Source organism: Aureimonas psammosilenae, from assembly GCF_009176975.1.
GTDB classification, from domain to species: Bacteria; Pseudomonadota; Alphaproteobacteria; order Rhizobiales; family Rhizobiaceae; genus Plantimonas; species Plantimonas psammosilenae.
This window is the reverse complement of sequence record NZ_WEZG01000002.1, coordinates 540,653-563,264: the sequence shown is the minus strand read 5'-3', so window position 1 is coordinate 563,264 and position 22,612 is coordinate 540,653. Positions and strand designations below refer to the sequence as shown.

Genomic DNA, 22,612 nt, shown 5'->3' with positions numbered 1-22,612 from the left:
ATGGCTGCGAACGCATCAACGAAGGAATGACACAAAGACGGTGTCGTGAATGCACTTGGCGCTTGATGTCCGCGCCGATCCGTACTCCAAACGTGCCGATGCCTCGCATTCTATTCAAAGTCGGCGATCTTTCCGTCGCCGCGCCCGCTTTCCTGGCAACCGCGCTTCTTCTTGGCCCGGTGGCCGCCGGCCGAGCGCAGGAAGGCCCCGGCGGCGGTGGTTTCTTCTCGCGTGGTATCGGCGGCGGTGGCGGCCCCGAGCGCGAGCCGGGAGCCTATGCCTCGCCGTCCGGCATTCCCTCCGCTTCGCCGGGCGATATCGGCGTGAACCTTCCCGAGCCCATGCGGCGGCTGGAGCCGATCGCCCTGCCGCGCCAGCCGGGTTCGGGCGACGACATGGAACTGTCGCTTCCGGCCCTGCCCGCTTATGCCCCCACCAAGCTGCCGGGCCTCGACATCCAGATCCCCCGCGCCAAACCGCTGCATCTCGACGCCAGGTTGATGGATGGCGGGCCCGAAGTGCCGAACGGTCTCGTCTGGCGACTGTTCTCGCCGACGGTGGGTCCTGACGGCAAATTGCCGCTCGTCGCTTCCGCCGAAGGAGGCGCGGTGGATTTCGACGTGCCGCCCGGCCCTTATCTCATGCATGTCGGCTTCGGCAGGGCCGGCGTGACGCGCAAGATCGATGTCGGCCTGACGCCGCTTCACGACTCGATCGTTCTGCATGCCGGCGGATTGAAGATGAACGCGGTTGTCGCGGGCGACCATCCGATTCCCGCCGACAAACTGACCTTCGATATCTATTCCGACGAGGACAACGAGCGGGATCGACGGCTGATCGCCGAGGACGTGGAGCCGGGAACGGTGGTTCCGATCAATGCTGGCAGCTACCGCATCGTCTCGAAATACGGTTCCGACAATGCCGAAGTCGGCGGCGAAGTGAAGGTCGACGCCGGCAAGGTGACGGATGTCACCCTCCAACACCGCGCCGCCGAACTGACCATGAAGCTCGTGCGCGAAACAGGCGGCGAGGCCATCGCCGATACGGCGTGGCAGGTGATGGATGCCGATGGCGGATTGATCCGCGAAAGCGTCAGCGCCTTCCCGTCCATGGTGCTGGCGGAAGGCGAATACCTCGTCGTGGCGAAGAACCGCGACAAGACCTACCAGCGCGATTTCACGGTTTCGGCCGGGTCGAATGTCGATGTCGAGCTGAAGACGACCGACATCCTGCCGCAGGCCGACTCGGTCGAAGGCTCCGGCGACTGATCGAGGACCGACGAAAGCCGGCCCTCGCTCGTTTTTCGTTCTACTGCGTCACGTCGCCGGAAGTCGCGGGCCGCTCGCGCTTCAGATCGGGCGGCACGGCTTCTTCCGATAAAAGCGCCAGAGCGGCATCGAGGCTCATCGCCTCCTGATCGCGCGAGCCGAGACGACGTACGTTGACGCCCTGCTCCTCCGCTTCCCGCTTGCCGCAAACGAGGATCACCGGAACCTTGGCCAGCGAATGCTCGCGGACCTTGTAGTTGATCTTCTCGTTGCGAAGGTCGGCTTCCGCCCGAAGGCCGAGGGCCTTCAAGCGTGCGACGACTTCCGTTGCATAGGCGTCCGCTTCCGAGGTGATCGTCGCCACCACGACCTGCTGAGGGGCGAGCCAGAGCGGGAAATGACCGGCGAAGTTCTCGATCAGAATGCCGAGAAAACGCTCCATCGACCCGCAGATGGCGCGGTGGATCATCACCGGCGGCACCTTGTCGGAATTGGAGTCGATATAGAAGGCGCCGAAGCGCTCCGGCAGGTTGAAGTCCACCTGCGTCGTGCCGCACTGCCATTCGCGGCCGATCGCGTCCTTCAACGTATACTCGAACTTCGGCCCGTAAAACGCGCCCTCGCCTTCGTTGATGCCCGTCTTGATGCGACCGCCGGACTGCGCCTCTATGGTCTGGAGCACTTGGCGCATGATCGTCTCGGCGCGATCCCACATCGCATCGGTGCCGACACGCTTTTCGGGCCGCGTGGACAGCTTGACCACGATTTCCTCGAAGCCGAAGTCGCGATAGACCGAAAGGATCAGATCGTTGATCTTCAGGCACTCGGCTTCCATCTGCTCGTCGGTGCAGAAGATGTGCGCGTCGTCCTGCGTGAAGCCGCGAACCCGCATCAGCCCGTGCATCGCGCCGGACGGCTCATAACGATGAACCGTGCCGAATTCCGCATATCGAATAGGGAGTTCGCGATAGGACTTCAGGCCGTTCTTGAAGATCATCACGTGGCCGGGGCAGTTCATGGGCTTCAGCGCGAAGATGCGCTTGTCTTCCGCCTCGTCGCCTGCCGACTGCACTTGGAACATGTTCTCGCGATACCAGCCCCAGTGGCCGGAGGTTTCCCAAAGCGACTTGTCCAGCACCTGCGGCGCGTTGACTTCCGCGTAGTCCGCCTTCAGGCGGCGGCGCATATAGGCGACGAGGTCCTGGAACAGCGACCAGCCTTTCGGGTGCCAGAAAACGACACCCGGACCTTCCTCCTGGAAGTGGAACAGGTCCATCTCGCGCCCGAGCCGGCGATGGTCGCGCTTCTCCGCTTCTTCCAGCATGGTGAGGTAGGTCTTGAGCTGCTCAGGTGTCGCCCAGGCCGTGCCGTAGATGCGCGTCAGCATCGGGTTGTTGGAGTCGCCGCGCCAATAGGCACCCGCCACCTTCATCAACTTGAACGCTTCGCCGACCTGTCCCGTGGAGGCCATGTGCGGCCCGCGGCAAAGGTCGAACCAGTCGCCCTGGCTGTAGATCTTCACGTCCTGATCGGCCGGGATCGCATCCACCAGCTCAACCTTGTAGGTTTCGCCCTTGGCCGCGAACACTTGCTTGGCCTTGTCGCGGCTCCAGACATCCTTGCGGAAGGGCGCGTTGCGGCGGACGATCTCCACCATCTTCTTCTCGATGGTCGCCAGATCGTCGAGAGTGAAGGGCGTGTCGCGTGCGAAGTCGTAATAGAAGCCGTTCTCGATCACCGGACCGATCGTGACCTGCGTATCCGGCCAAAGCTCCTGCACCGCCTCGGCCATGACATGGGCGGCGTCGTGCCGGATCAGTTCGAGCGCGCGCGGATCGTCGCGCGTGAGGATTTCCATCGCGCCGCCGTGGCCGATCGGGTCGGACAGGTCGCGAACCTCGCCGTCCAGCGCATAGGCGACGGCCTTCTTGGCGAGCGACTTGGAAATGCCGGTCGCGATGGCGGCACCCGTGACGGTCGCCTCGAACTGGCGCACGGAGCCATCGGGAAACTGAAGGTCGATCATGATCTTGTCCTTTTTCGCTCACCCCCGCCTACGGATGCGGGTAAGCCTTTTGGATCGATTGGAACGGCTCGAAAGAACCGCGCGCCTTTTAGCATCGGGGAACGGCACGGCAACCCCGTTTTCCGCCGTCAGTGCCGGTGGGGTTTTTGCCCATCGAGGTCCGGAACAGGATCGAGACCGGCGCGCCCGAACGGCCCGCAGCGCGCGACGCGCCGTGCGCCGAGCCAGCCGCCTCGAAGTAACCCGTAGCGGGCGATGGCCTCAAAGGCATATTCCGAACAGGTCGGAATATGGCGGCAGTTCCCGCCGACGAAGCTCGAGAAAGTCAGTTGGTAAAGGCGGACGAAACCGAGCCCGAACAGGCGGCCGGGCGTCCGGCGCCAAGGGCCGGTGTAGTTGCGCGAAGACTTACGCACCAAGCGCGTCCAGCCAGACCTCGACTTTCGCGTTCAGCATCCGAATGTGTCGATCGGCGACATCGAAAAGGAGATCCGGGCGAATGTCCTCGTAGCCATGCGCCAGCTTGTTGCGCATGCGATAGGCCATGGTGAGGTCTTCGATATCCTCGTTCGCGCACCAATCCGGGTGAAGGCGCAGAATGCTACCGGCTATCTCGCCGACGACTTCGATCAGCCTGGTCAAAGCCAGTTCGTCCCTACGGCTCGACAGGAGCCATTCGGCATCATGCCCCTCGACGAACCGCGCGGTCTCCCGCCCCCAAGAAAGCAGATCGGTGAGCAGATTTCGGAGGTCGCGTCCACTGCGAACCATCAGATGCTCTTCAGGTCTTCGGATATTCGAGACAGAAATTCCGAGGATGGCCGGCCGTATGTGTGCACATCGACGCGAACTCCCAGAACATCGGAGAGTTCATCCTCGATGCGAAACACATCGTAATATGTTGCCCCATCGGACAGTTCGAGAACGATATCGAGATCGCTTCCTTCTCGATCGTCGCCACGAGCAACCGATCCGAAAACCATTGGGCGTGCGACGTCGAAGCGGGCGAGAATACCCAGCACTTCTTCGCGATTCTTGCTCAACGCTTCCGACGGTCGCATCGAAACCTCACGCCGCTTCCACGCTTCGCGCTTCGATCTGGTCCAATGCCGAAACCACCGCGTCGAAGGTCAGCATCGTGGAAGCGTGGCGGGCCTTGTAGTCGCGCACCGGCTCGAGATAGCGCAAGTCGGCGAAGCGGCCGGCGGGAGGCGCTCCGCTCTCCTTCAACATCGCCAGCATGGTCCGCCGCAACTCGCGCAAGTCCGCCGGTGTGGAGCCGATGATCGCCTCCGCCATGATGGCGGAAGACGCCTGACCGAGAGCGCAGGCCCGCACCTCATGCGCGAAATCCGACACGGCGCCATCCGTCACCGTCAGATCAACGGTGACCATGGAACCGCAGAGCTTGGAATGGGCCGTTGCCGTCGCATCAGGCGTTTCCAGCCGGCCGATACGGGTGATATTGCCGGCGTGCCGCAGGATCTCGGCATTATAGATATCGTCGATCACGGTCGCCTCGGGTTGACGGGGCCGGCTGTCACCTTCAAAGCCGTTCCCTTAGCCTTTATATAAGGGCGCGCGTGCGGACCTGGAAGAACGAGAAGCGCGCTGGGCCGGAGTCCGTGTGATGGATGCCATCATCAAGAAATTTCCCGACGCACGGGGCGATGCCGCCCCGAACCGACCGACCCGCGAGGAAGCGGAGGCCGCCGTCGAAGTGCTGATCCGTTGGGCCGGCGACGATCCGGCCCGCGAGGGGCTTCGCGAAACGCCGGCGCGCGTCGCCAAGGCTTATGACGAACTGTTCGGCGGTTACCGCCAGGATGCCGCCGCAGCGCTTGGCCGCGTGTTCGAGGAAGTGGGCGGTTATGACGACGTCGTCGTGGTGCGCGACATCGATTTCCATTCGCATTGCGAGCATCACATGGTGCCGATCATCGGTCGCGCGCATGTCGCCTATCTGCCGGCCGGGCCGGTTCTCGGCCTGTCCAAGATCTCGCGCGTCGTGGATATCTTCGCCCGCCGTCTTCAAACGCAGGAAAAACTGACGGTCCAGATCGCGACAGCCATCGACGAGGCGCTGAAGCCGCGCGGCGTTGCCGTTGTGCTGGAAGCCGAGCATCTCTGCATGGCCATGCGCGGCGTGAAGGTGAAGGGCTCCAAGACCATCACCACATCCTTCAGCGGCATCTTCTCGCAGGATCGGCAGGAACGCGACCGGGCGCTTTCCATGATGCGGAGCGGCGTTTGACCTTGTTCGACCCCGCCGGCCCGAAGGCCGATTTGGAGAACGGCGCGCGTCTGACCCCGCGCTTCGACCGCGACGGACTGGTGACGGCCGTCGTCACCGACGCGCGCGACGGCGAACTCCTGATGGTCGCGCATATGAACGACGAAGCGCTGGACCTGACCTTGCGAACCGGCATCGCGCATTATTGGAGCCGGTCGCGCCGATCTCTTTGGAAGAAGGGCGAGACGTCCGGCGCGTTGCAAAGCGTACGCGAGATCAGGGTGGATTGCGATCAGGACGCCCTTTGGCTGAAGGTCGATGTCGCTCGTCCCGAGGAGACTTGCCATACCGGCCGCCGGACCTGCTTCTACCGCTCGGTGGATGTGAACGGGGACGCTCGCCGTTTGGAAGTTTTGGCGGTTTGAACCGAAGCGTTTAACGAAAAGCCGCATTGCTTCGGCTATGCTGAGGTCATGTGGCGACGCGGTTCTTCTCCCCCCAAGCCCCCTGGCCGATCAACCGGCGACGACCGAACGGACGATCGTCCGTTGTTGCCGGCGAAAGTCGACAACCGGCTGCCAACCCCCGATCCGAAGGCGTCGATCCGGCCCGACCGGCGTCTCGGCATCGCCTTGGCGCTCGGCGGCGGCGCGGCGCGCGGCTGGGCCCATATCGGCGTTCTGAAGGCGCTGCGCGACAACAACATCGAGGTGAGCTTCATCGCCGGCACCTCGATCGGCGCCCTGGTCGGCGGCTGCTTCCTCGCCGGCCGCCTCGCCGAGTTGGAGGAGTTCGCCTGTTCGCTGACGAGGCGCGGGCTGATCCGGTTCCTCGACATCCGTTTCGGCACGGCTGGGCTGCTCGGCGGAATGCGCCTTAATCGACGGCTGGTGGAGCAACTCGACGGCGTTCTGATCGAGAAGCTGGATAAGCCCCTCGTCTGCGTCGCGACCGAGGCGCGCAGCGGGCACGAGGTCTGGCTGGACTCCGGCTCGCTCATCATCGCCATGCGCGCCTCCTACGCGCTGCCGGGCGTTTTCGAGCCGGTGCGCTGCGGCGATCGCCAGCTTTTCGACGGGGCCTTGGTTAACCCTGTGCCGGTTTCCGTTTGCCGCGCCTATGAGCAGCCGCTCGTGGTGGCCGTGAACCTCAACTACGATCTCTTCGGCCGTGCCGCCGTGGTTCGCATGAATGCCGCGCGCGGAAGCGGCCCGGCGACCCAGCGCCCGGTCAACGCGGCCGGCGAAGCGTTGGAAAGCTTCGCCGAGAATGAGCGCAGACGCGACAAGATCGGCGTCATGGAATCGATGGCGGACGCCTTCAACATCATCCAGGACCGCATCTCGCGCTCCCGGCTGGCCGGCGACCCGCCCGACCTGTCGCTTCATCCGCGCGTCCGCGATATCGGCTTGGCCGAATTCTTTCGCGCGGAAGAAACGATCGCGCTCGGCTACGAGGAAACCGTTCGACGTCTTCCCGAAATCGAGCGCGTCACCGAAGGCTACAACGGCGGCTGACGAGCCCCGTTCTCAGCCGGCTTCGGCGATATAGCTGCGCATGTGCTCCGCTTCCTGAACCGCCTCGGCGATCCGGCGCTTCACCACATCGCCGATCGAAACGAGACCGACGAGCCGGCCCGCCTCCACCACGGGTACATGGCGAAAACGCCCGCGCGTCATCAGGCTCATCAACTCGTCGATGCTGGTGCTCTCGCTGCAGGTCGAGACGTTCTTCGTCATCACGTCCGCCACGCGCTCGCTCAAGCCCGCCTCGCCCCGACTGCCGACGACGCGAACGATGTCGCGTTCCGAAAGGATGCCGGCGATACGACCGGCCTCGTCCACGAGCACGACGGCACCGATTCGCCTTGTGGAGAGTTCGCTCGCCGCCGTCGCGAGAGACGCATCGGGACGCATCGTGAAGACGTCACTGCCTTTTTCACTGAGGATGCTGGCTACGTTCATTGATCTCCTCCTATTCACGCCGAGGATGGTACGCCGAAGAGCACATCCCGCAAGTCCCCGCTCTTCACCGCCTCGTTCGGCGGTCGAAGAACTGGAAGCAAAGGAAGCCGAAGGCGAAGCCGCCGAGATGGGCTTCCCAAGCGATGGTCGCCCCTCCCGCGAGGTAGCTGCCGAAGCTCGAAGCGGTCGCGAGATTGGTTCCGAAGAAGACCAGGATGAAGATAAGGATGGTGCGGTCGCGCAGGGCTTCCGTCACCGAAAGGCGGGGCGCATCAACGGTCATCGCCGTGGAGCGTCCGAGCGCGCCGAAGGCGAAGCGGCACGCGCCGCCCATCAAAGCGGACACGACGCCCGAGGCCCCGACCACGGGTTCGAGAAGCGTCGGGTTGACGAGAAAGAACAGGCCCGCGCCCGCCAACGCGCCCGCGACCGAGAAGGCGAGATAACCGGCCGCCCCCAGCCGCCGCGCGATCGGCGTGCCGAAGGCGAGCAGCCACACGGTGTTGAGAACCAGATGCGTCCAGTCCCCGTGAAGGAGTGCGTGCGAGAGCGGCGACCAGAGGTCCGCGCCTGCGCTTCGCTGATACGCACCGACGCAATCGAGTTCGTAGCAGCCGGGAATGAAGGCGAGATCGAGAACAAGCTGCTCGTCGGCCGCCCCACTCAACAGATAAACGCGCGCCGCGTGGACCAGAGCCAGAAGAAGGATCGTCGCGAGGACGATGCCGGGCACGTTGAACATCGGCTGGCGACCGTCTTGCGGGCCGAAGCCCGTCGGCGGGCGGTCATCCATTTCCTCGCGGGTCAAGACAGGCTCCTTGTGGCTCCAACCAGAAATCGGGTGTAGCGGACCGTTCTTCGGGAAGAAATGAGCGAATGTCGCGAGATCGCCAACAAAAGTCTCAACGATCGTTAAGGTCGCTCGCGCATCATGATGCCAGCAACGCAAAGCGTGAACGCCGAAGGAATCATGTCAGCTCTCGCATCTCCCCCCATCGGCGAATTTCAGGAGCAACGGCGCTTTCACCGGGTGCAGTTGGATCTTCTGGGCCGCTTCATGCTGGAGGACCGCAGCGAATATCCGTGCCGCCTCCAGGACATATCTCCCGGTGACGTGGCGGTTCTGACCGCCGGCTATGTGCGCCTCGACGAGCGGGTGATCCTTTACGTCGACCAGCTCGGACGTTTCGAGGGCAAGGTCGCGCGCCGCTTTGCCGGTGGCTTTGCCCTGACGACGTCCATGACGGATCGCAAGCGCGAGAAACTGGCCGCGCAGTTGACCTGGTTCGCCAATCGCGGCGAACTGCGCTTGCCGGAAGACCGCCGCCACGAGCGTATCCAGCCGACCGAGCCGGTCGTGGACATGACGCTGGAGGACGGGCGCAAGTACCGTGTGCGGATCATCGATCTGTCCTTGTCGGGCGCCGCGCTCCAATCGGACGTCCGGCCGGCCATCGGTTCGCGGCTTCTGGTGGGCAGCACGGCGAGCCGCGTGGTGCGTCATCTGGAAGAAGGCTTCGCGGTGGAGTTCAGCTCGCCCAAATCGCTGGAAACGATCTCGAACCTCTGACCCCCCGCCCCCTCGCATACACACGAACGGCGCTGCCCCTCGGGCGGCGCCGTTTTCGTTTATGGATTCGGTTCCGAGCGGGGAGCCGCAATCCAAAGCCTTCGCGTCCGTTAGGGTTAACAGGAGATGAACGCATCGCTGCCGCCGGGATGTGGTAAAGAAAGTCTTAACGCAATATCTCGAATTGGACGGGGCAGCGGTGATGATCTCGAAAGTATTCGCCACCGCTGAAATCGTACAGATCGCTAAAATTGCGCCTATCGGCTTGGTTCGGAAGTAAATCGCGACTGCTATGATGCAAAGAACATCGGGAGCGGCGCTCATGAACAAGCTATATCTCGGCATCCTCGGCATCGCCGCTCTCGTGGTGAGCGCAACGTCCGCAATGGCCGACGGTCGTCCGATGCCGATCCTGGGCGCGACTTCTCAGCCGGTCGGACATTACGAATTCTGCAAGCGGTACGATCAGGAATGCCAACGCAACGACGAGATCGCACTCGTTCGCCTGACGCCCGCCAACTGGAACCGGATCGTGGAGGTGAACGCGGCCGTGAACCGCAGCATCTTCCCGCGCACCGACCAGGAGCTCTACGGCACGGCGGAATACTGGGCCTATCCGAAGACGGAAGGCGACTGCGAGGATTACGTGCTCCTCAAGCAGTATATGTTGGAGAAACTCGGCTTTCCGCGCTCGGCCCTCCTTATCACCGTGGCGCGTCAGGCCAATGGCGACGGCCATGCGGTGCTCACCATCCGCACCGACAAGGGCGACTTCGTGCTCGACAATCTTGAAGAGCGCGTTCTCGACTGGAAGGACACGAGCTTGAAGTTCCTCAAGCGGCAGTCCGAGCGGCACGCCGGCAAGTGGATGGGCATCGGTGACGCGCGCGACGTCCTGGTCGGCAGCGTGAAGTGATCAGGCCGGCGGCTCGACGCCGCCGCCCTTGGCCTTTCGACGGCTATTCGAGATCCATGTCCAGAATCGTCATGGTGACGTGGTACGAGGTCTCGCCTTCATCGGTATCCTTGGAAACCGTGCCGACGAATTCCTCACCGACATAGACTTCCGCAGAGTCGTTCTTTCGCGGCAAGGCCTTCACGGTGATCGGCGAGCCTTTGAAGAGATTCTTCAAATAGGCTTCGACCTTGCGGATTTCGTCTGGTTTCACGGTGCACTCCTCGGCTGGCGACCGGGTACGTCGCCCCGGCCGCGCATGCGATAGATCATTCGACGCGATCGAAGAACTGATTCATGGCGCGTGCGGGTTCCCCGCCGCAATCTTCCACCGATCCGATGACGCGCGCGGGAACCCCGGCGACGGTGGTGCGCGGTGGAACGGGCTTCAACACGACGGAGCCGGCCGCGATCTTCGAGCAATGGCCGATGGTGATGTTGCCGAGCACCTTGGCGCCCGCCCCGATCAACACGCCGCTCTCGATCTTGGGATGGCGATCGCCGCATTCCTTGCCGGTGCCGCCGAGCGTCACGTCCTGAAGGATCGAGACATTGTCGCCGATCACGGCCGTTTCGCCGACCACGAGCCCGGTGGCGTGATCGAGGAAGATGCCGCGACCGAGTTTCGCGCCGGGATTGATGTCGGTCTGAAAGACGCCCGACGACCGGGCCTGAAGATAAAGCGCGAAATCCCGCCGGCCCTCAGTCAGCAGCCGATGCGCGAGACGATGCGTCTGGATGGCCTGGAAGCCCTTGAAGTAGAGCAGCGGCTCCATGTAGCGCTCGCAGGCCGGATCGCGGTCGTAAACGGCTTGAAGATCGGCGCGAAGGGTCAGGGGCCAGTCCGGATCGGATGCGAGGGTGGAATCGAAGGCCTGAGCGATCAGCGCCGCCGGCACGTCCGAATGGTGAAGCCGCTGCGACACGCGGTAGACCACCGCCGCTTCCAGGCTCCCATGATTCAGAACCGCCGAATAAAGAAAGCCCGCCAAAGCCGGCTCGCGCTCGCTGGCTTCGTGCGCTTCTCGGCGAACGGCGGCCCAGATCGGATCGACGGCCATCGGGCGGTCCTGGATCGGCCAGGGAGTGGCGCTCATACATGGATCTCCATCGCGCGGTCGCGCGCTAGATATGACGTTCGATGCCCAACAGCAATCGCGGAGCCGTGAAGCCCTCGGCGAACCGTCTCAGGCATAGCTGAGATTGGCACCGAGAAAACGCAGCACTTCCGCCTTGAATGTGCGGTCTCCGACAGCCAGCATGTGGTCGCGGCCGGCAATGGCGAAGGCGCTCGCATTCGGCATCAGGGCCGCCAGTTCTTCCGGCGAACCGGCGATGTCGTCCTTCGTCCCGACGCCGACGAGAACCGGCTGCCGGATTTCGCCGACCTCCTCCGCCGTCAGTTCGTCGCGCGATGTGCGGATGCAGGCGGCCAGCGCGACACGATCGCTGCGCGTTCGATCGGCGAAGGCGCGAAACATCCGTCCGCGCTCATCCGTCACGTCGTCCAGCGAGGGCGCGAGAAGCGCTTCGGCGATCGGGTCCCAATCGCCGACGCCCTTCACCAGACCGATGCCGAGCCCGCCGAAGACGAGCGCGGGAAAGAGCTCCGGCGTTTCATGCGCGGCGAAGGCGGAAACGCGCGCGCCCATGGAGTATCCGAAGAGCGCAGCCCTCTCGACGCCGCGATGGCGCATCAGCGCGCGAATGTCGGACGCCATGCATTGCGGCGTATAAAGCGCGGCCTCGTGCGGCTTGTCGCTCTGCCCGTGCCCGCGATGGTCGAAGGCGAGAACGCGATAGCCGCCTGCCGTCAGGGTTTCCACCCAGCCCGGCTCGACCCAATTGACCCTCAGCGAGGAAGCGAAGCCGTGAACCAGCACGACGACGGGCGCGGTCGGCGACCCGGCATCGAGGGTGGCGAGTTGCAAGCCGTCGTTCGTGAAGAAGTCCATGGCGTTCGCTTTCTTCCTCGGAGACGCGAAGGCCAAGCTCTTCCCGCCTCCATCTGTTCATTCGTCGCCGGCCCGGATAATGTCCGCCGCCGACGCATTCCGGAGACGACCATGGCCGACAACCTCATTCCGCATTTCCAGAACGACGGGGGCTACGACGTCATCGAGATCGGCGTGACGGAATTCATGTGCACCGGCGCATCGGCGCCCTTCGATCACCCGCATGTCTACCTCGATATGGGCGACGAAGGCGAGAAGGTGTGCAGCTATTGTTCCACCCTTTATCGCTACAGCGCGGCGCTACACGGCACCGAGACCAAGCCGGCCGGCTGTTTGTTCGTGGAACGCGCCGCCTGACGGCGACCCAAATTCCATGTATCCCACATCGCCCGTTCTCGTTGTCGGAGCGGGCATCTCGGGGCTGACCGCCGCCCTCGCCTTCGCCAAACGCGGCTTTTCCGTCCAGCTTCTGGAACGAGCCGGGAAGCTTGAGGAGGTTGGCGCCGGGCTTCAGCTTTCGCCGAACGCCCTCCGCGTTCTCCAGCGACTCGACGTCCTGCCCGCCATCCGCTGCCACGCGGTGGAGGCCGACGCCGTGACGCTGGCGGATTTCACGAGCGGCCGGGAGCTTGCCCGCGTGCCCGTGAAGGGCCGCGACGGCATCGGCTATCTTTCGATCCTGCGCGCCCATCTTCAAGCTGCGCTTGCGGAGGCCGTCGCGGCGGAACCGCTGATCGACCTGCGCCTCGGCTGCGAGATCACCGCTTTGCGATCCGAAGGCGCTAAAGCAACCCTTACCGTTCGCCGGCAGGACGGAGTTATCGAGAACGCGCAGGCGGAGGTTCTTGTCGCGGCCGATGGCGTCCGCTCCTCCGTGGGTGGGCTTCTCGGGCATGTCCCTGCCAAACCCTCCGGCGACGTCGCTTGGCGCATGCTGGTGGATCAGCTTGCGGGCAGCGGCATTCGCGCGTGGCTCGGGGCCGGCATCCATGCCGTGGCCTATCCGGTGGATGCCGGTCGACGCACCAACCTCGTGGTCGTTCTGCCTGAAGCCCGAAGCGATCTGCAGGAAGCCACACGAAGGGCCGAGCCGGAGCTGCGCCGTCTCGTCGCCGCAGCGCGCGATCCGAGCTGCTGGCCGCTTTCGACGGCCGATCGCGTTCGCCGGACCGGCGACCCGCAGGGCCTTCTTCTCGTCGGCGATGCCGCCCATGCGATGCTGCCTTATGCGGCCCAAGGCGCGGCCATGGCAATCGAGGACGGTTACGTCGCCGCGTGGTGCCTTTCCGCCGAGAAAGATCCGTTGGCTGCCTGGCGACGTTTCGAAACGATGCGGCGCGAGCGTTGGTCGAAGGTCCGCAAACGCGTCGCCTTTCATCGCTTCGTTTATCACCTCCCCAAGCCCATCAGCCGCTTTCGCGATCTGGCGCTGGCGCTTCGCACACCGGCCCGAAACGCGGCCGATCTGGCTTGGCTCTACGATTGGGAACCGCCCGAAAGCTGAACGGACTTACCCCTCGTTTTGGCATGTCGGCCTTTCTCCCGCGCCGAACATGCCTATCTCGCGAGCAACGGCACGGCTCGATCGCCGGTCGTGAGGCAAGGGACTGCTTTCAGGAACAGGTGTTCGTATGGCCAATCTCATGAAGTCGGGGAGGCTTCTGCTGACCGCGGCGCTTGCCGCTTCGACAACGCTCGCCGGACTGCCTTCGGCCGTCGCGGGCGGCCAGCAACCGCTTCGTTTTGCGCAGGCCGAACCGGCCGAACCATTGCCGGAAGGCGGTCCACCGCCCGCCGCCGAGCGGCCGGATGCAGGCGAAGCTCCCGGCCAGCCGGAACGCCCTCGCCGGCAGTCTGAAGAGCCAGCAGCGCCGGAAGGCGAACCGCAGCAGCGCCGCCCGGCCCGCGAAGCGCCTCCTGCCGAAGAAGCGCGGCCGGAACCGCGGGCAGAGGCCCCTGCCGAGGAACCAGCCCCACGCGCCGAGCCTGCCGAAACAGCACCGCCCGCTCCGCCCGCCAACCGGCGCGAGCGCCAGCGCCCTGCGGAAGCCGAGGCGCCGGATGCGGCTGAACCAAGCGAAGCGCCGGCAGGCACCGAACGCCAGCGGCGAAACGGGGCCGAGCGTCCCGCAGGCGCGACCGACGAACCGGGCCGCCCGAGCGAAGGCGAAGCGCCCCCGCCGCGCCCGCGTCGCGGCGAGCCGGCACCAGCGTCGGAAGCCGCGCCTTCGGCAGAGCCGGAAACGCCGCCTGCCGGCGAGCGCCCCCGCCCGCCCCGCGGCAGCGACGCCCCCGAACAACCGGCCGAGCGTCCAGCTCCGCCTGCCCCCGGCGCCGCACCGGCCGGTCGCGCGACGCCGGCGACACCGGATGCGAGCCAGCCCGCGCAGAGCCAGCCGCCAGCCCCGCCCAGCGGCGAAGTTCCCGCTCAACCTCACCAACCCGCGCAGGCCCCGACGGAGCCGAGCCCAACGACGCCTCCCGGCGCACCGGACGCTTCGACCGCCGTTCCGCCAGCCCCGCCAGCACCACCGGCCGGCGCAGCACCCGCTCCGGCCGCTCCGCCCGCTACCGCGCCTCTACCGCCGACCGCACCGGGCGCCCAGCCACCGGCACCGCCAGCCGCTGCGGCCCCAAGCGTACCGGGTCAGACACCGGCCCCCGGCGCTCCGGCGGCGCCTGCCGCTCCCGTTCCCCCGGCACCGCCGGCCGGCGCTCCGGCCGGTGGAAGCGCGTCGGCTCCCCCCGCTCCTCCGCCGCCGGCGGAAAGCCTGCGACCGCAGCCGGTGCCGGCGGCCATCCAGAACGCGCCCGTGCAGCCCGGACAGATCAACCAAAGCGACGCGCGGGTTCAAACACTTCAACAGCCCGTCGAGGTGCGGCCGATCACCCAGGAACAGGGTGAGCGCATCCGCGAAGCGCCCCGCTACGACTTGCCGCCCGACGCTCGGGTGGTGAAACGCGACGGCGACCGGCAGATCCTTTCGCTGGGCGCGGCAGCCGTGGCAGGCGCTGTCGCGGGCGCGGCAGCGGGCTACTTCATCCGCTCCAACGACGACGATCGTCTCGGCGTCGATGCCACCGAACGCTACAGCGAGCGGCTATCCAGCGGGCGCACGCGCGAAACCATCGTTCGGCCGAACGGCGTCGAGATCGTCACCGTCACCAATCGCTACGGCGATGTGGTTCGGCGCTCGCGCATCACGCCGGACGGACGGGAGACCGTTCTCTTCTTCGATCCCTATTCGGAGGACCAGCAGCGGCCTGATTACTACGACGATCCGGGCCGCGACCTGCCGCCGATCCGCCTCGACATCCCCGAGGATCGCTACGTGGTCGACGTCGCGGAACCGGACGAGCGCTTGTACTACGACACGCTGGTCGCCCCGCCGGTGGAAACCGTGGAGCGCATTTATTCGGTGGACGAAGTGCGCCGCTCCAACCGCATCCGCGACAAGGTGCGGCGCATCGATCTGGCGACGGTGAACTTCGACTTCGCTTCCGCCAGCATTGCGCAAAGCCAAGTCGCCAAGCTTCAGGATCTGGCCGAAGCGATCAAGCGCATCGTCGACACCGATCCGGGCGAGAGCTTCCTGATCGAAGGCCATACCGATGCCGTCGGCAGCAACGAGGCCAACCTCGTCCTGTCCGACAAGCGCGCCGAAGCGGTGGCGGCGGCTCTCAGCCAGTATTTCGACGTGCCGGCGGAAAACCTCGTCACGCAAGGCTACGGCGAGCAGGAGTTGAAGGTGAACACGCAAGCCGAGAACCGCGAGAACCGCCGCGTGACGGTGCGGCGCATCACGGCTCTCGTGAAGCCCGTCGCGACGTCGAGCCGATAACGGAAAAAGCCGGCGGCGCTTCGCGCGCCGCCGGCCCATGCCATGCAGTCTGTCGTCGGATCAGTGTAGGATCTGGGACAGGAAAAGCTTGGTGCGCTCGTGCTGCGGGTTGCGGAAGAAGGTTTCCGGCTCGTTCTGCTCCACGATCTGCCCGGCATCCATGAAGATGACGCGATCCGCCACCTGACGGGCGAACGCCATTTCGTGCGTCACGCAGATCATGGTCATGCCCTCGTCGGCGAGCCCGACCATGACATCCAGAACTTCCTTGATCATCTCGGGATCGAGCGCCGAGGTCGGCTCATCGAAGAGCATCACCTTCGGGTTCATGCAGAGCGAACGGGCAATGGCGACGCGCTGCTGCTGGCCGCCCGACAACTGGCCGGGATACTTGTTCGCCTGCTCTGGGATGCGCACCCGCTTCAGGAAGTGCATCGCAACCTCCTCCGCCTTGGCCTTCGGCATCTTGCGCACCCAGATCGGCGCGAGCGTGCAGTTCTCCAGAATCGTCAGATGCGGGAACAGGTTGAAGTGCTGGAACACCATCCCGACCTCGCGCCGCACCTCGTCGATCTTCTTCAGATCGTTGGTGAGTTCGATGCCGTCGACGACGATCTGGCCCTTCTGATGCTCTTCCAGGCGGTTGATGCAGCGGATCATCGTGGACTTGCCGGAGCCGGAGGGCCCGCACACCACGATGCGCTCCCCGCGCCGAACGCGAAGATTGACGTCGCGAAGCACGTGGAACTCGCCGTACCACTTGTTCACGTCGACAAGCTCCACCGCCGTTTCCGAGGAAATGGTGCGGGGCAGCTTGTTGCCGGCGACCGGTGCGGCCGGTGCCGCGATATTGGTTTCGAGCGACATGAGCGTGTTCCTAGCGTTTGTGCCCGGTGTCGAGCCGCCGCTCCATGAAGATGGAATAGCGGGACATCGAGAAGCAGAAGGCCCAATAAAGCAGGGCGGCGAAAACGAGACCCGACGCCGGGGTCTGCTCGGTGATCCAAGTCGGATCGGAGAAGCCGCGACGCACCGTGCCGAGGAAGTCGGCAAGGCCGATGATGGAAACAAGGCTGGTATCCTTGAACAAACCGATGAAGGTGTTGACGATGCCGGGGATTACCAGTTTCAACGCCTGCGGCAGGATGATCATCCGCATCTTCTGCCAGTAACCGAGACCGAGCGAATCGGCGCCCTCGTACTGACCCTTCGGAATGGCCTGCAGCCCGCCGCGCACCACCTCCGCCATATAGGCGGCGGAAAACAGCGAGATGCCGACGAGCGCGCGCAAGAGCTGGTCGATCGTCACGCCGCTCGGCAGAAACAGCGGCAGCATGAACTGCGCCATGAAGAGAACGGTGATCAGCGGAACGCCGCGCCAGAACTCGATGAAGATGATGGAGAGAAGTTTCACCGCCGGCATCTTGGAGCGCCGGCCGAGCGCGAGCAGAATACCCAGTGGCAGGGAGGCGGCAATGCCGGTCAGCGCCACCACCAGGGTCAGCATCAGCCCGCCCCAGAAGTTCGTGCGAACGGGCTCCAAGCCGAGATCGGCCGTCAGGAACGAGATCAGCACGAGAAGGACGATGAGCGGGACGACCAAGCTCGGCGCGCGGCTTCGCGTTTCCGGATTGGCGAAGGCCCCGGCGATCGTCAGCACGATCGCACCGAGAGCCGCCAAGAATCCCACGACGCTGGCGCTGTCGAAGCGCTGGTTCAGAAACAGGACCCGGTCGAAGTCCAGCATGGCCGACGCGAGATAGGCCGCGAAGGAGAAGACCGTGAGGCCGCTCGCCGCCTGGATGAGCGGCGCATGCCAGCGAAAGCCGATACGACCGCTCGCCACGAACAGGGTGGCGGCTGCGGCGATGGCGAACAGAAGCGCGATCACCGGCCCGGACAGGACGAAGCGCCCGCCCGTCAAGAGCACCAGCGCGACGAAGGGAAACACCGCGAACAGAAGAAGCGCGTTCAACCGCTTGAAAGGCGCCTTCGGGATGGCGAGGGCGGCACCCAGCACCACGAGGAAGATGCCGGCCAAATCGATGCGCCAGCGCTCGTCGACCGGATATTGGCCATACATGAACTGCGCGAAACGCGCCTTCACGAAGGCCCAGCAGGCTCCCGCCTCCGTGCCCTCAGCGGGAAGGCAGGCCGTGCGGTCCGCGCCGACGAAGGTGGCATGGAGGATGGCCCAATCGAAAAGCCGCCATACGATCCAGGCCACGAGCAGACCCGAGGCGAGCGTCAGAACGCTATCGAAAGGCGTCGCGAAGAGGTTGCGCTTTAGGCGCGCGGGGAAACCCACTTCCGTCGCGGGCGGCGGCAGCGGCAGTTTCGGTTGGTCGGCGACATAGCCAGCGACTTGTTCTTCCATCACCGGCTCCTGTCAGCGCTCTTTCAATGCCATGCGGGCATTGAAGGCATTCATCGCGAGCGACGTCACGAGACTGATCACGAGATAAACGCACATCGCGATCACGATCGCCTCCACCGACTGGCCGGACTGGTTCAGAACGGTGGAGCCGATGGAGAACAGCTCGGGATAGCCGACCGCGAGGCCGAGCGAGGAATTCTTGGTCAGATTGAGATATTGGCTCGTCAGCGGCGGGATGATCACGCGGAAAGCCTGCGGCACGATCACCAGCCGAAGAAGCTGGCTGCGCCGGAGGCCGAGCGCGGCGGCCGCTTCCGTCTGGCCGCGCGACACGGACATAATGCCGGCCCGCACGATCTCGGCGATGAAGGCGCCAGTATAGATCGACAGGGCCAGGAACATGGCGAGGAATTCAGGCTTCACCTGAAGCCCGCCGACGAGATTGAAGCGCGTCGCGGCCGGCATTTCGACGGCGGCCGGCAGGCCGGTAACGAGGAAGGTCACGAGCGGAAGGCCGATGATGAGGCCGAGCGCGGGAAGAAGCAGCGCCCGTCGCTGCCCGGTCTTCATCTGGTGCCGCTTGTTGGCGCGCGACAGGGCCATCGTCGCGAAGATGCCGATCAGAAGCGCGGCTCCCGTGGTCCAGGCGGCCGGATCGAACACGATCGAGGGCATCTGCAGCCCGCGATTGGTCAGGTAGACGCCGATGGGCGACGGCGTGAGGTTTCGCGGACCGGAAAGAACCGACAGGACGCCGTTGTACCAGAAGATGATGACCAGCAGCGGCGGGATGTTGCGGAAGATCTCGACATAGACGGTCGAGAGACCGCGAATCAGGAAGTTCTGCGACAAACGCCCGATGCCGACGATGAAACCGAGGATCGTCGCCATGACGATGCCGCTGACCGCGATGATGAGCGTGTTGGCGATGCCGACGACAATGGCCCGGCCATAGCTGTCATCGGGCGTGAAGGGCACCGGCTTCTGCGCGATGTCGAAGCCCGCGCGCGTTTGGAGAAAACCGAAGCCTGAAGCGATCTTGGCTTGCCGCAGGTTTTCGGCGGTGTTGTGGACGACCCACCAGCCGAGCGCAGCCAAGGCGAGAACAAGCACGACCTGAACGACGATTCCGCGAATGTCGGGATTCCTGAACCAGGCGGTTCTGGAGGCTCCTCGGGTCAAGGAACCGGTATTGGCCGTCATTTTGCGGGCGCTCCTTTGGTCGATTCAGATGGCCGGAAAGGGTTTTGCGCGGCAACGGCAATGGAGAGCCCGGCGGCCGGACCCCCCGATTTTTGTGGGATCAGCGGATCGGCGGCGCGTATTGCAGGCCACCCTTCGTCCATAGGGCATTCTGGCCGCGGGCGATACCGAGCGGGGTTGCCGCGCCGATGTTACGCTCGAAGACTTCGCTGTAGTTGCCGACGCCCGAGATGATCTTCACGACCCAGTCGTTGGTCAGCCCCATGTCCTGGCCGAAGGTCGAGCCGACGCCGAGCATGCGCTGGATTTCCGGGTTCGGCGACTTTGTCATCTCCTGGACGTTCGCCTGCGTGATGCCGAGTTCCTCGGCGTTCAGGAGCGCGAAATGGGTCCACTTCACGATGTCGAACCATTGCGAGTCGCCCTGGCGAACGGCGGGGGCCAGCGGCTCCTTCGAAATGATTTCGGGCAGAACGACATTGTCGTCCGGTTTGCCGAGTTCGAGACGCGAAGCGTAGAGGCCCGACTGGTCGGTGGTTAGGACGTCGCAGCGCCCGCTGTCATAGGCGGCGTTGACGTCGTTCTGCGCTTCAATGACGACGGGGTTGAACTGCATGTTGTTGGCGCGGAAATAGTCCGCGAGGTTCAGTTCGGTCGTGGTGCCGCTTTGAACGCAGACGGTGGCGCCGGAAAGCTGGAGCGCGGACGTGACGTTCAGCTCCTTCTTCACCATGAAGCCCTGGCCGTCGTAGTAGTTGACGCCGGCGAAATCGAGCCCGAGGGCGGTGTCGCGGCTCAGCGTCCAGGTCGTGTTGCGGGCGAGAAGGTCGATCTCGCCGTTCTGAAGCGCGGGAAAGCGCTGAACCGCCGACAAAGGCACGTATTGCACCTTCGTCACATCGCCGAACACGGCGGCGGCAACCGCCTTGCAATAATCGACGTCGAGGCCCTGCCACTGACCCTGGTCGTTCTGGGAGGCGAAGCCAGGCAGTCCGGTGTTGACGCCGCAACGCACGGTGCCCCGCGACTTGACGTCATCGAGCGTGGCGGCCGACGCGCCGCTGGCCGCGATTGCGACAACGGAGAAGCCCAGCGCAGCGGCCACCAGGGATTTGGTCTTCATTCGCATTTGCCTCCGAAATCGGGATCGCCGAAAGGCAACCCGTTCGTCGCACGAACTGTCGGTTGCCTTGACCCGAATTCATGCCATAAAATTCAGCAGGTCAAGAAGCTGGCGCAATTTTTTCCTCTGCCTTCCGATGGCCAGGAAAAGTTTCTCCTTCCATGATGAAAGTACGAGAATTGCAGGACGATCCAGCTTCCGGTGGCCGCAAGGCAGGTCTCAACACACGTCTGGCGCATAGCGGGTTCGACCCGGCCGAGTATCATGGTTTCGTGAACCCGCCAGTGGTCCACGCCTCGACCGTGCTTTATCCGGACGTGGCGACCATGAAGGCGCATTCGCAGAAGTATCGCTATGCGTTGTGGGGCACGCCGACGACGGATGCTCTCGAAGCGGCATTGACCGAGTTGGAGGGAGCGGCCGGGACGATCCTCCTTCCGTCCGGCCTTGCGGCGGTCACCGTACCCCTCCTCGCCTTTCTTTCCGCCGGGGATCACTGCCTGATCGTGGATTCGGTCTACGGGCCGACCCGCCGCTTCGCGGACAAGGTGCTGCGCCGCATGGGCGTCGATGTCACCTATTTCGACCCACACGAGGCGAACGACATTGCTCGGTTGATGCGCCCGGAAACGAAGGTCGTCTTCCTGGAAGCGCCGGGATCGAACACGTTCGAGATGATCGACGTGGCTCGCGTCGCGAAGATCGCGCGAGACGGCGGCGCCGTGTCCATGCTGGACAACACCTGGGCGACGCCGCTCTTCTTCCGGCCGATCGAGCATGGCGTGGACCTCTCGATCCATGCCTTGACCAAGTATCCGGGCGGACATTCGGACGTGATGCTCGGCAGCGTTTCGGCCAATTCCTCGACCTATGCACGACTTCGCGAGAACCAGATGATCATCGGCGTCAACGCCGCGCCGGACGACACCTATCTTGTCCTGAGGGGCTTGAGGACGATGGGCGTCCGCTTGGCACGGCACGGCGACACCGCCATGCGGCTGGCGCAATGGCTTGAAAGCCAGCCGAGCGTCGCCGAAGTCCTGCATCCCGCCCTGCCGTCCTTCAAAGGCCATGAACTCTGGAAATCACAGTTCGACGGGGCGAGCGGCTTGTTCTCCTTCGTTCTTCGCGCAGACGAAGCGGCCGGCAGTCGATTCATCGAAGCGTTGAAGATTTTCGGTCTCGGCTATTCCTGGGGCGGGTTCGAGAGCCTCATCCTGATGGTCGACCTGTCCGATCGAATCTACGCCAAGAAACCGGAAGCAGGCATCGTGATTCGCCTCCAGATCGGTTTGGAAGACTACGAGGACCTGCAAAACGACCTTCGGATGGGCTTCGCGGCGGCAGGTCTCTAGAGATGTAATATTCTTTTCATCATTGGCGGAACCGGCGCAGCTTTCGCGAGTTCCGATGCGCGGAGGTTCAGCCATGCCATTCATAGACAACGACGCCCGAATTCGTGACCGAGCCTACGAAATCTGGGAGCGTGCGGGACGACCGATCGGTCTCGAACATGAGCATTGGGCGAAGGCGCGGCAGGAAGTGGAAGGTGAGCAGGTCACCTCAGGTGCTCCGGGATTGGTCGCCGCAGCAGTGGAACTGACGTTGCAGACGACGGCCCCTTTCGAGCCCGTGGAAGCCAAGCGCATGCGCCAAGCCCTCTACGCGCCCGAACCGTTCTCGTTCGAATTGTTCGGAACGGAATGCCCCCGCGTCGATCTGCCGATCGTCTTGAATTCCAGGGATAAGCGGATGGAAGTGACTAGGGTTGCTGCCTGACAAACCCCGTATAACTGCAACGATTCGCCGGCGCCGTAAGCGCCGGTTTTCGTTTGGGTATCGATTTTAGTGCCGGGGAGACAGACAGGAGGGATGACGCTCGAAGCTCTGTTCGTCGGGTCCAAGACGCCTTGAAGGCGCGGGCGATGGCGGACCGGCGTCATATCGCGAAGAACCGGCACGACCCTTGCGAACCAGCGGCTTTCGTCCCATTACGGATGTTGCAATTTTTGGCGACCCCGGCAGGATTCGAACCTGCGACCATCGGCTTAGAAGGCCGGTGCTCTATCCTCTGAGCTACGGGGCCGATCTCGCGG

General features: G+C 64.3%; 26 protein-coding genes and 1 tRNA gene. 11 read left to right on the top strand and 16 right to left on the bottom strand.

Annotated features, from left to right (window positions below):
• Positions 1-98 precede the first annotated feature (98 nt).
• Positions 99-1,268: a collagen binding domain-containing protein gene (locus F9929_RS06625; RefSeq protein ID WP_235919068.1), complete on the top strand. Its 1,170-nt coding sequence runs from the start codon at positions 99-101 to the stop codon at positions 1,266-1,268.
• Positions 1,269-1,308: 40 nt separating this feature from the next.
• Here F9929_RS06625 and thrS read toward each other — a convergent pair whose 3' ends face one another.
• The 5 genes from thrS to F9929_RS06600 all read right to left on the bottom strand — a co-directional run bounded on the left by thrS (position 1,309) and on the right by F9929_RS06600 (position 4,806).
• Complete coding sequence (gene thrS / locus F9929_RS06620) at positions 1,309-3,294, bottom strand: threonine--tRNA ligase (protein ID WP_152045732.1); 1,986 nt, start codon at positions 3,292-3,294, stop codon at positions 1,309-1,311.
• A 128-nt stretch (positions 3,295-3,422) separates the two neighbouring features.
• Positions 3,423-3,713, bottom strand: a complete 291-nt coding sequence (gene yidD / locus F9929_RS06615) for a membrane protein insertion efficiency factor YidD (RefSeq protein ID WP_235919066.1) — start codon at positions 3,711-3,713, stop codon at positions 3,423-3,425.
• On the bottom strand, positions 3,703-4,065 hold the full coding sequence (locus F9929_RS06610) for a HepT-like ribonuclease domain-containing protein (RefSeq protein ID WP_152045730.1): 363 nt from the start codon (positions 4,063-4,065) through the stop codon (positions 3,703-3,705). The genes yidD and F9929_RS06610 overlap by 11 nt, the downstream gene beginning before the upstream one ends.
• A complete protein-coding gene (locus tag F9929_RS06605) occupies positions 4,065-4,337 on the bottom strand; it encodes a nucleotidyltransferase family protein (protein WP_235919065.1) in 273 nt (90 codons plus the stop codon). Before F9929_RS06605 ends, F9929_RS06610 begins: the two co-directional genes overlap by 1 nt.
• A 25-nt stretch (positions 4,338-4,362) precedes the next feature.
• Positions 4,363-4,806 (bottom strand): iron-sulfur cluster assembly scaffold protein, encoded by a 444-nt coding sequence (locus F9929_RS06600; protein ID WP_152045728.1) that lies wholly within the window; start codon positions 4,804-4,806, stop codon positions 4,363-4,365.
• A gap of 118 nt (positions 4,807-4,924) precedes the next feature.
• Here F9929_RS06600 and folE point away from each other — a divergent pair, with 118 nt between their 5' ends.
• The 3 genes from folE (at position 4,925) to F9929_RS06585 (ending at position 7,044) form a co-directional block, all read left to right on the top strand.
• Positions 4,925-5,548 (top strand): GTP cyclohydrolase I FolE, encoded by a 624-nt coding sequence (gene folE, locus F9929_RS06595; RefSeq protein WP_152045727.1) that lies wholly within the window; start codon positions 4,925-4,927, stop codon positions 5,546-5,548.
• Entirely contained in the window at positions 5,545-5,952 is a 408-nt protein-coding gene (gene hisI / locus F9929_RS06590) for a phosphoribosyl-AMP cyclohydrolase (protein WP_152045726.1), read from the top strand. Before folE ends, hisI begins: the two co-directional genes overlap by 4 nt.
• A gap of 126 nt (positions 5,953-6,078) precedes the next feature.
• A complete protein-coding gene (locus tag F9929_RS06585; protein WP_407922206.1) occupies positions 6,079-7,044 on the top strand; it encodes a patatin-like phospholipase family protein in 966 nt (321 codons plus the stop codon).
• 12 nt (positions 7,045-7,056) lie between these two features.
• Here F9929_RS06585 and F9929_RS06580 read toward each other — a convergent pair whose 3' ends face one another.
• Both F9929_RS06580 and F9929_RS06575 read right to left on the bottom strand, forming a co-directional pair.
• On the bottom strand, positions 7,057-7,491 hold the full coding sequence (locus F9929_RS06580; RefSeq protein WP_152045724.1) for a CBS domain-containing protein: 435 nt from the start codon (positions 7,489-7,491) through the stop codon (positions 7,057-7,059).
• Positions 7,492-7,555: 64 nt separating this feature from the next.
• Positions 7,556-8,299, bottom strand: coding sequence for a rhomboid family intramembrane serine protease (locus F9929_RS06575; protein WP_235919064.1), 744 nt, complete (start codon positions 8,297-8,299; stop codon positions 7,556-7,558).
• Positions 8,300-8,461: 162 nt separating this feature from the next.
• On the opposite strand from F9929_RS06575, the gene F9929_RS06570 reads away from it, so the two are divergent.
• Positions 8,462-9,061 (top strand): PilZ domain-containing protein, encoded by a 600-nt coding sequence (locus F9929_RS06570; protein ID WP_152045723.1) that lies wholly within the window; start codon positions 8,462-8,464, stop codon positions 9,059-9,061.
• 322 nt (positions 9,062-9,383) lie between these two features.
• On the top strand, positions 9,384-9,977 hold the full coding sequence (locus F9929_RS06565; protein WP_235919063.1) for a transglutaminase-like cysteine peptidase: 594 nt from the start codon (positions 9,384-9,386) through the stop codon (positions 9,975-9,977).
• A gap of 43 nt (positions 9,978-10,020) precedes the next feature.
• On the opposite strand, the gene F9929_RS06560 is transcribed toward F9929_RS06565, so the two are convergent.
• The 3 genes from F9929_RS06560 to F9929_RS06550 all read right to left on the bottom strand — a co-directional run bounded on the left by F9929_RS06560 (position 10,021) and on the right by F9929_RS06550 (position 11,971).
• Positions 10,021-10,230: a DUF3126 family protein gene (locus F9929_RS06560; RefSeq protein WP_152045721.1), complete on the bottom strand. Its 210-nt coding sequence runs from the start codon at positions 10,228-10,230 to the stop codon at positions 10,021-10,023.
• Between the two features lie 55 nt (positions 10,231-10,285).
• Entirely contained in the window at positions 10,286-11,113 is an 828-nt protein-coding gene (gene cysE / locus F9929_RS06555) for a serine O-acetyltransferase (protein WP_152045720.1), read from the bottom strand.
• 90 nt (positions 11,114-11,203) lie between these two features.
• Positions 11,204-11,971, bottom strand: a complete 768-nt coding sequence (locus tag F9929_RS06550; RefSeq protein ID WP_152045719.1) for an alpha/beta fold hydrolase — start codon at positions 11,969-11,971, stop codon at positions 11,204-11,206.
• Between the two features lie 111 nt (positions 11,972-12,082).
• Between F9929_RS06550 and F9929_RS06545 the strand changes: the two genes are divergently transcribed.
• Together F9929_RS06545 and F9929_RS06540 are read left to right on the top strand one after the other, a co-directional pair.
• Positions 12,083-12,328, top strand: a complete 246-nt coding sequence (locus F9929_RS06545) for a zinc-finger domain-containing protein (RefSeq protein WP_152045718.1) — start codon at positions 12,083-12,085, stop codon at positions 12,326-12,328.
• Positions 12,329-12,344: 16 nt separating this feature from the next.
• Positions 12,345-13,475 (top strand): FAD-dependent monooxygenase, encoded by a 1,131-nt coding sequence (locus F9929_RS06540; protein ID WP_152045717.1) that lies wholly within the window; start codon positions 12,345-12,347, stop codon positions 13,473-13,475.
• 109 nt (positions 13,476-13,584) lie between these two features.
• Here the strand turns inward: F9929_RS06540 and F9929_RS24305 are convergent, their stop codons facing one another.
• Entirely contained in the window at positions 13,585-14,403 is an 819-nt protein-coding gene (locus F9929_RS24305) for a hypothetical protein (RefSeq protein ID WP_210251311.1), read from the bottom strand.
• Positions 14,404-14,757: 354 nt separating this feature from the next.
• Between F9929_RS24305 and F9929_RS24300 the strand changes: the two genes are divergently transcribed.
• A complete protein-coding gene (locus F9929_RS24300) occupies positions 14,758-15,813 on the top strand; it encodes an OmpA family protein (RefSeq protein ID WP_210251310.1) in 1,056 nt (351 codons plus the stop codon).
• 60 nt (positions 15,814-15,873) lie between these two features.
• Here the strand turns inward: F9929_RS24300 and F9929_RS06530 are convergent, their stop codons facing one another.
• The 4 genes from F9929_RS06530 to F9929_RS06515 all read right to left on the bottom strand — a co-directional run bounded on the left by F9929_RS06530 (position 15,874) and on the right by F9929_RS06515 (position 20,516).
• Positions 15,874-16,626, bottom strand: coding sequence for an amino acid ABC transporter ATP-binding protein (locus tag F9929_RS06530; protein ID WP_407922211.1), 753 nt, complete (start codon positions 16,624-16,626; stop codon positions 15,874-15,876).
• Positions 16,627-16,690: 64 nt separating this feature from the next.
• Positions 16,691-18,190 (bottom strand): amino acid ABC transporter permease, encoded by a 1,500-nt coding sequence (locus F9929_RS06525; RefSeq protein WP_152045715.1) that lies wholly within the window; start codon positions 18,188-18,190, stop codon positions 16,691-16,693.
• A 12-nt stretch (positions 18,191-18,202) separates the two neighbouring features.
• Entirely contained in the window at positions 18,203-19,393 is a 1,191-nt protein-coding gene (locus F9929_RS06520) for an amino acid ABC transporter permease (protein ID WP_152045714.1), read from the bottom strand.
• 100 nt (positions 19,394-19,493) lie between these two features.
• Positions 19,494-20,516 carry an amino acid ABC transporter substrate-binding protein gene (locus tag F9929_RS06515; protein WP_152045713.1) on the bottom strand — a complete coding sequence of 341 codons (1,023 nt, stop codon included), beginning with the start codon at positions 20,514-20,516 and terminating at the stop codon, positions 19,494-19,496.
• A gap of 161 nt (positions 20,517-20,677) precedes the next feature.
• Between F9929_RS06515 and metC the strand changes: the two genes are divergently transcribed.
• Positions 20,678-21,871, top strand: coding sequence for a cystathionine beta-lyase (metC, locus tag F9929_RS06510; protein WP_235919062.1), 1,194 nt, complete (start codon positions 20,678-20,680; stop codon positions 21,869-21,871).
• Positions 21,872-21,944: 73 nt separating this feature from the next.
• Positions 21,945-22,295, top strand: a complete 351-nt coding sequence (locus tag F9929_RS06505; RefSeq protein WP_152045712.1) for a DUF2934 domain-containing protein — start codon at positions 21,945-21,947, stop codon at positions 22,293-22,295.
• 231 nt (positions 22,296-22,526) lie between these two features.
• On the opposite strand, the gene F9929_RS06500 is transcribed toward F9929_RS06505, so the two are convergent.
• A tRNA-Arg gene (locus F9929_RS06500) sits at positions 22,527-22,602 on the bottom strand.
• Between the last annotated feature and the right edge of the window lie 10 nt (positions 22,603-22,612).